Source organism: Nocardioides sp. P4_G4 (genome assembly GCF_056401085.1).
This window is the reverse complement of sequence record NZ_JBFUKA010000016.1, coordinates 49,101-56,431: the sequence shown is the minus strand read 5'-3', so window position 1 is coordinate 56,431 and position 7,331 is coordinate 49,101. Positions and strand designations below refer to the sequence as shown.

Annotated in this window: 7 protein-coding genes; 5 read left to right on the top strand and 2 right to left on the bottom strand. The window is 71.7% G+C overall.

Translation table 11 applies throughout. From position 1 onward, the window contains the following. Nucleotides 1-183: 183 nt before the first annotated feature. Nucleotides 184-1,296, bottom strand: coding sequence for a hypothetical protein (locus tag AC1DQF_RS05745; RefSeq protein ID WP_477524249.1), 1,113 nt, complete (start codon nucleotides 1,294-1,296; stop codon nucleotides 184-186). A gap of 84 nt (nucleotides 1,297-1,380) precedes the next feature. Here AC1DQF_RS05745 and AC1DQF_RS05740 point away from each other — a divergent pair, with 84 nt between their 5' ends. The 4 genes from AC1DQF_RS05740 (at nucleotide 1,381) to AC1DQF_RS05725 (ending at nucleotide 4,614) form a co-directional block, all read left to right on the top strand. Then, nucleotides 1,381-1,860, top strand: a complete 480-nt coding sequence (locus AC1DQF_RS05740) for a hypothetical protein (RefSeq protein ID WP_477524248.1) — start codon at nucleotides 1,381-1,383, stop codon at nucleotides 1,858-1,860. A 43-nt stretch (nucleotides 1,861-1,903) separates the two neighbouring features. Next, nucleotides 1,904-2,380, top strand: coding sequence for a glutathione peroxidase (locus tag AC1DQF_RS05735; protein WP_477524247.1), 477 nt, complete (start codon nucleotides 1,904-1,906; stop codon nucleotides 2,378-2,380). 90 nt (nucleotides 2,381-2,470) lie between these two features. Then, nucleotides 2,471-3,850: an NAD-dependent malic enzyme gene (locus AC1DQF_RS05730; RefSeq protein WP_477524246.1), complete on the top strand. Its 1,380-nt coding sequence runs from the start codon at nucleotides 2,471-2,473 to the stop codon at nucleotides 3,848-3,850. A 74-nt stretch (nucleotides 3,851-3,924) separates the two neighbouring features. Then, the gene (locus AC1DQF_RS05725) at nucleotides 3,925-4,614 is read left to right on the top strand and encodes a hypothetical protein (protein ID WP_477524245.1); all 690 of its coding nucleotides are present in this window, start codon (nucleotides 3,925-3,927) and stop codon (nucleotides 4,612-4,614) included. Between the two features lie 53 nt (nucleotides 4,615-4,667). Here the strand turns inward: AC1DQF_RS05725 and AC1DQF_RS05720 are convergent, their stop codons facing one another. Continuing rightward, nucleotides 4,668-6,752 carry an MMPL family transporter gene (locus tag AC1DQF_RS05720; RefSeq protein WP_477524244.1) on the bottom strand — a complete coding sequence of 695 codons (2,085 nt, stop codon included), beginning with the start codon at nucleotides 6,750-6,752 and terminating at the stop codon, nucleotides 4,668-4,670. A 71-nt stretch (nucleotides 6,753-6,823) separates the two neighbouring features. On the opposite strand from AC1DQF_RS05720, the gene AC1DQF_RS05715 reads away from it, so the two are divergent. Further along, nucleotides 6,824-7,330, top strand: coding sequence for a MarR family winged helix-turn-helix transcriptional regulator (locus AC1DQF_RS05715; protein WP_477524243.1), 507 nt, complete (start codon nucleotides 6,824-6,826; stop codon nucleotides 7,328-7,330). The last annotated feature ends 1 nt before the right edge of the window (nucleotide 7,331 follow it).

The following is a 7,331-nucleotide window of genomic DNA, read 5'->3' as shown; positions in this document are numbered from 1 at the left end:
GCCTTTGCGCTCAGCAAGGAGGGTCACACGCGCGGCAAGATCGTCATCGTCCCCTGACTTCGGGTGCTCCTGCCGCCACCGTGGCGGCGGACGGCGCCGGGACCCGAGCATCCCGTGCAGTCCGCCGCCACCGTGGGGGACGGGGTGAGGGAGGGGACGACGCCCCTCCTCTCCGAGCGAGTGTCAGGGCTCCTCGACGAGGTCGACGACCTCACGGCCGGGGGAGACGATCCCGCGGGTGAGGACGGGACCACCGGCCCGGGGCTGGTAGCGACCGCGGTACTTGGTCAGGCAGCCCTTGGACGCGCCGAGCGAGGCGAGGCCCGTCAGGTCCCCGGCCTCGTAGTGGGAGAAGTAGCCGCCCGGGGCGGGCGACCGGTTGCCCGGGTGCATGATCTGGATGTCGTCGGCGAAGTGGTCGAGGCCGAACGCGTGCCCGAGCTCGTGGATGAGGACCAGTCCCATGGGCTCGGTGTTCGGGTCGTCCATGGTCATCGGGTACTCCGCGCCGTAGGCCATGTTCATGGTCACGCCGGGGTTGGCGATGCGCCAGGTCGGCTTCTTGCTCTTCTTGAACTGCGCGACCGGGGACCGGCCGGTGCCGCCGACGCCGACGGCGCCCACCAGGCCCGGGTCGAGGTCCTGGTGCGACCAGGCGATGACGAGGTCGGTGCCCTTGGGGTGGCGGTCGCCGCGGATGGGGACGGCGGTCGTGGTGCCGACGTACTTGGACCGGAAGCCGGTGGCGCGCTCGAGCAGCTCCATCGCCTCAAGAGTGATCGGCACCGCGCCGGGGCCGCCGAGGCCGGGGTTGATGCGGTACTTGATCGTCTCGCAGGGGTTCCAGCGGAAGGTGAGGCCCTGACCGGAGAAGGGGAGGTACGACGAGGTGGCCCCGCGCGGGGTCCATGGCACGACCACGGTGAACTTCTTGGCCTTGAACGACTTCGCACGGAAGCGCTTCTTCTTGGGGACCAGCACGCGCAGCTTGTGCGCGCCGTACCAGTTGAAGAAGCCGTTGAACCTGTACGTGCCCTTGCGCTGGGTGCGCGTCTTGTCGATGGTGTGCCAGCCGTCGGCCCACTTGACCTGCAGGGCGACCTTGCGCTTGGGGCCGGAGGCCTTGCCCTTGATGGCGTAGCCGGAGGTGCCGGCCGCCCAGGTGGTGTTGCCGTAGGACACCTTGCCCTTGGTGCGCCTGCCCGCGGCGGTGGCCGGCGAGGCGGCGAAGCTGGTGAGGATCAGGGCGAGCACGGCGACGAGCGCCACGCCTCCCAGGCGAGATCGGTGCGTCATGGGGTCCCCTCGTGAATGTGTGGATCACCTGCCTTGTGCCACCGGACGACCGCTCGCAAACCCACCGTGCCGATACTGGTCCTCATGTCCGCCCTCTCGTCCCTGCTGGCGGATCGGCGACGGCTCAAGAACGTCCTCGTGGTCGTCTTCCTGGTGGTGCTGGTCAACCTGCCGCTCGTGCTGTCGACGTGGACCGACGTGCGGGTCGACCGGGCCGGGACGGACGTGCGCGCCGAGGTCACCGCCGCCCGCAACCTGGGCACGGAGGCCGAGCCGCGCTGGTGGGTGAGCTACCGCTTCCCGGAGGACGTCGACCCCGACCGGGGCACCTGGGCCTCCGAGGTCGACCGGGCCACCTGGACGGCCGCCGAGGCGAGCGGCTCGATCACGGTCCGCGTCCTGGAGGGCCACCCGTCGCGGCACACGGCGTCCGGGGAGGTGCCCGGTCACGCCGGGCTGTGGACCACGCTGGTCGTCGACACCGTGCTGCTCCTGGTGCTGGGACTCCTCTGGCGCTCGCGGCGCCGCCGTTCCGCGTCCGAGGTGGGCGCACCCGAGGCGTGAGCCTCCCACCCATCCGATCGACCCCCGACTCCGAAGGACGAGCATGACCTCCCTGGGCGACTTCAAGGCCACCAGCATCGACGGCACCGAGACCGACCTCGCGACGTACGAGGGTCGGGTGGTGCTCGTCGTCAACACCGCCTCGCAGTGCGGCTTCACCCCGCAGTACAAGGGCCTGCAGGAGCTGCAGAACACGTACGGCGAGCGCGGGTTCACCGTCCTCGGCTTCCCGTGCGACCAGTTCGGGGGCCAGGAGCCCGGCAGCGACGACGAGATCGCGTCGTTCTGCGAACGCAACTTCGGCGTCGACTTCCCGCTGTTCGCCAAGGTGGACGTCAACGGCGACGAGTCGCACCCGCTCTTCGCGTGGCTGCGCAAGGAGAAGTCGGGGCTGCTGGGAGGCAAGATCAAGTGGAACTTCACCAAGTTCCTCATCGGCCGCGACGGCGCCGTCATCGACCGCTTCGGCCCCACCACCAAGCCGGAGAAGATCAGCTCCGACATCGAGCGGGTCCTCTGACACGTCCCACAGGCGCTCCTCCCACCGGCGCCCGTCTCACGAACGGCAGGTGACTTGCCCGTAACCTCCGCGTCGGGGGAGGGTCAGGCCATGGCTGCCACCGCTTCGTCGTACTCGATCACCATGCGGTTGCACACCGCGCCCGACCACGGCGTCGTGGGCACCGTCGCGACCACCATCGCCGAGGGTGGCGGGGTCGTCACCGCGATCGACGTCACCGAGTCCCGGCACGACCGCCTCGTCGTCGACGTGACGTGCTCGGCGGCCGACGAGGCCCACTCCAAGGAGCTCGTCCGGGCCGTGGAGGCCCTCGAGGGGGTCGTGGTCCACAAGGTCAGCGACCGCACCTTCCTGCTCCACATCGGCGGCAAGATCTCGGTCGAGTCGAAGGTGCCGCTGCGCACCCGCGACGACCTGTCCATGGCCTACACCCCCGGCGTGGGCCGGGTGAGCATGGCCATCCACGACAACCCCGCCGACGTACGCCGCCTCACCATCAAGGGCAACTCGGTCGCCGTGGTGACCGACGGATCGGCCGTCCTGGGACTGGGCAACATCGGTCCCGGCGCCGCGCTGCCGGTGATGGAGGGCAAGGCGGCGCTCTTCAAGCGCTTCGCCGACATCGACGCCTGGCCCATCTGCCTGGCCACCCAGGACACCGACGAGATCGTGCGCGCCGTCGAGATGATCGCGCCCGGCTTCGGCGGCATCAACCTCGAGGACATCGCCGCCCCGCGCTGCTTCGAGATCGAGCGCCGGCTGCGCGAGTCGCTGGACATCCCCGTCTTCCACGACGACCAGCACGGCACCGCGATCGTGGTGCTGGCCGCGCTCACCAACGCCCTGCGCTGCGTCAAGAAGTCGCTCGGCGAGGTGCGGATCGTGGTCTCCGGGGCCGGCGCGGCCGGGACCGCGATCGTGACCCTGCTGCTCGCCGCGGGCGCGGGGGACGTCGTGGTGGTGGACCGCGAGGGCGCCCTGTCGGCCGACGACACCACCCTCTCGCCCGCCCACCAGGAGCTCGCGGGCGTCACCAACCCGCGACGCGCCACCGGCAGCCTCCACGAGGTGCTCGTCGACGCGGACGTCTTCATCGGCGTGAGCGCCCCGGGCATCCTGGCGCCCGAGTGGATCGACGACATGGCCGACGACGCCATCGTCTTCGCGCTGGCCAACCCCGACCCCGAGGTCGACCCGGCCGAGGCGGGCAAGCGGGCCGCCGTGGTGGCCAGCGGGCGCTCGGACTACCCGAACCAGATCAACAACGTGCTGGCCTTCCCCGGCGTCTTCCGCGGACTGCTCGACGCCCGCGCCGAGGACGTCACCATCGACATGCTGCTGCGTGCCGCCGAGGCGATCGCCCTGGTCGTCACCGACGAGGAGCTGAACGCCTCGTTCATCATCCCCAGCGTCTTCCACCCCGACGTCGCCAAGAAGGTCGCGGCCGCGATCAGCCACAAGGAGTCCTGACCCGCCTCGGGACGAGGCGTTCACTAGTCTGTCCGCACCGGCGGCCCTCCGGCCGTCGTCAACGGGAGGACGACATGAGCAACGACGGCACCAACACGCCCGACGGGGACCCCTACGGTCGACCGGACCAGGGACAGCCCGCCTACGGCCAGCCCGGCCCCGGCCAGCCCGGCCAGCCCGGCCCCGGCCAGCCCGACTACGGGCAGGCCTACGGCCAGCCGGACTACGGCCAGTCGCCGTACGGCCAGTCCCCGTACGATCAGCAGACCGGGTCGCCGTACGGCGCGCAACCCGTCCCGACGCAGCCGCCGGCGCCGCTCCGCACGGCCGTGCTGCTGATGCGGGTCGGGGCGCTCCTGTCGCTGCTGAGCCTGCTGAGCACGTTCCTGTTCCGCGACCAGATCCGCGACCAGGTCGAGCAGACGCTCCGGGACCAGGGCACCGCGATCACCTCCGACGCCGTGGACACGGCCGTGGCCATCGGCACCGCTTTCGCCGTCTTCGTCGGCCTCGTCGGGGTCGCCCTGTGGCTGTGGATGGCGTGGGCCAACGGTCGCGGCAAGGGGTGGGCGCGCATCGTGGCGACCGTCCTGTTCGGACTGTCGGCGGTGTCGTTCCTGTTCTCGTTCTCCCAGCCCCAGCCGGTGCTCTCGACGGTGCTCGGGGTGGTCAACCTCGTCCTGGGCGCCTCGATCGTCTTCCTGCTCTGGAAGCGGGAGTCCAGCGCCTACTACGCCGCCGTGTCGGGCCAGCGTCGCCGCTGACCCGACACTGCTGACCTGCCGGTGCTGACCTGACGGTGCCGGTCGGGCCCGGCTCAGCCCCGGACCGGGCTGTCGGGTCCGACCGTCCGCGGCCACCAGAAGCGGTCGCCGAGGGTGAGCGCCAGCGCGGGCACCAGCACGGTGCGCACCAGCAGGGTGTCGAGCAGGACGCCGATGCAGATCACGGTGCCGAGCTGGGCGAGCACCACCAGGGGAAGCACGCCCAGCACGGCGAAGACCGCGGCCAGCAGGATCCCCGCACTGGTGATCACGCCGCCGGTCGCGGTCAGCGCCCGCAGCATGCCCTGGCGCGACCCGTGCTCCGCGGCCTCCTCGCGGGCGCGGGTCACCAGGAAGATGTTGTAGTCGACGCCGAGCGCCACGAGGAACAGGAACGCCAGCAGCGGCACCCCCGAGTCGAGGGCCTCGAAGCCCAACGGTCCGGTGAAGAGCCACCAGGAGATGCCCATGCTCGCGGCGTACGTCGCCAGCACGGTCGCCACGAGCAGCAGGGGGGCCACGACGGCCCGCAGCAGCAGGAGCAGGGCGCCCAGCACCAGGACCAGGATGAGCGGCAGGATCAGCAGCCGGTCGCGCTGGGCGCTCTCGCCCTGGTCGATGGCGGTCGCCTCGGTGCCGGTGACGTGGGTGTCGTCGAAGGAGGCGACCGCGTCGCGCATCGCGTGGATCGTGTCCCGCGACTCCTCGCTCCCGGGCGCGGCGTCGAGCACGGCGTCGATCTGGGAGACGCCGCTGCCCTGCTGGCTGATCATCGCGGTGCCGACGCCATCGACGCCCTCGACCGCCGTGAGCACCTGGTCCGCGTCGTCGCGGGTGAGGACCTGCGCGGGGTCGGAGACCCCGGCGGGGAAGGACTCGGCGAGGCGGTCAGAGGCGGAGATGGCCTCGGGCTCCACGAGGAACTGGTCGGCCTGGTCGAGGCCGGTGTCGATGCGGAAGACGCCGATCGCCATCACCGCGAGCAGCACCAGGGTGCCGGTGACGAACGCCGCGGGACGCTTCGCGACGCGGGCGCCGACCTTGTGCCACAGCGAGTCGGTGTCGACCAGGGCGGGGTCGCCCACGTGCGGCACCCGCGGCCAGAAGACCCAGCGGCCGAACAGCACGAGCGCCGCCGGCAGCACGAGCAGCACGAAGGTCGCGGCGACCACGACGCCGATGGCGCAGGCCAGGCCCAGCCCCCGCGTCGTCGGGACGACCGACAGCAGCAGGGTGAGCAGGCCGAGCACCACGGTGGTCGAGCTGGAGAGCACGGCCTCGGCGGTGCGGCGTACGGCGACGCTCATGGCCACGTAGCGGGACTCGTGGGCCTTCAGCTCGTCGCGGTAGCGCGAGATGAGGAGCAGGGCGTAGTCGGTGCCGGCGCCGAAGACCAGCACCGAGAGGATGCCGACCGTCGACTCGTCCCAGGCGACGTCGAGCACGGCCATGACCTGGGTCGCGAGCACGGCGGCCAGCCGGTCGGCCGCTCCCACGACGGTGAGCGGGATCAGCCACAGGATCGGGCTGCGGTAGGTGATGAGGAGGAGCAGGGCCACCACCCCGGCGGTGACCAGCAGCAGGTTGGTGTCGGCCCCCTGGAAGACGGCGGCCAGGTCGGCCTCGACCGCGGCGGGTCCGGTCACCTGGCTGGTGACGCCGTCGGGGCGGTCCGCGGCGAGGGTGTCGCGCAGCTCGGTCACCCGGTCGGCGTTCTCGGTGGCGGAGGTCGACTCCACCGGCACCACGGCGATGGCGGCGGTGCCGTCCTCGGCCACGGTGACGGGGCCGGTCGGACCGACGGGCACGGCGCCCAGCTTCTCGGCCTGGGTCCCCAGGTCGGCCACGACCTCCCGGCTCAGCTCGCCGTCGTCGCTCGTCCACAGCACGACGGCGACGGAGGCGTCGTCCTCGGGCAGCGCGTCGCGCAGCGCGGTGCCCTGGGTGCTGTCGTACCCCTCGGGGAGGGCGTCCAGGCTGGTCCGCTCGCGGGTCCCCTCGCCCAGGCCAACGATCAGGCCGACGGCGAGCAGCAGCGGGACGAGGGCCACGAGCCACGCCGTACGACGCCCCACGAGGGGGGAGACCCGGTGAGCGGCCTCGTCGGCGCGATCGCGTGGAAGGGTGGGGGTGGACATGGACGATCTCCTCGTGGGGGCTGCCGTGGAATAATCGTTCAGAACCTTAGTCGCTAAGAAGGTGAAACAAAATGCGGGAGTCGGACCTCGAGGACGCGAGCACCACCCTGGCCGCGCCGGCCAGTGCCTTCGCCGACGCCTGGGAGCAGACGGCGAGCCTCCATGCGTTGCGCGAGTTCGCCGACGCCGCGGCCCGGATGCGACCGACCGTCGCGCGCCAGGCCGGGCTCAGCGAGACCGAGCTGTCAGCCCTCGAGCACCTGGTGCGGGAGCCRCTCGGGCCTGCCGAGCTCTCCCGCCTCCTCGACGTCAGCACCGCCGCCGGCACCGGCATCGTCGATCGCCTCGCCAGCCACGGCCATGTGACGCGTGAGCCCCACGCGGGGGACCGTCGTCGTACACGGGTGATGGTCACCGCGTCGGGGCGCGAGGAGGTGCTGATGCGGCTGATGCCGATGTTCACCGCGCTGCAGCGACTCGACCGGTCGTTCGACGACGACGAGCGGGCGGTCGTGGAGCGCTACCTGCGCGGCGCCCTCGACGCGTTCCGCGCGGTGACCGAGCCTCCCCCGGCCTGAC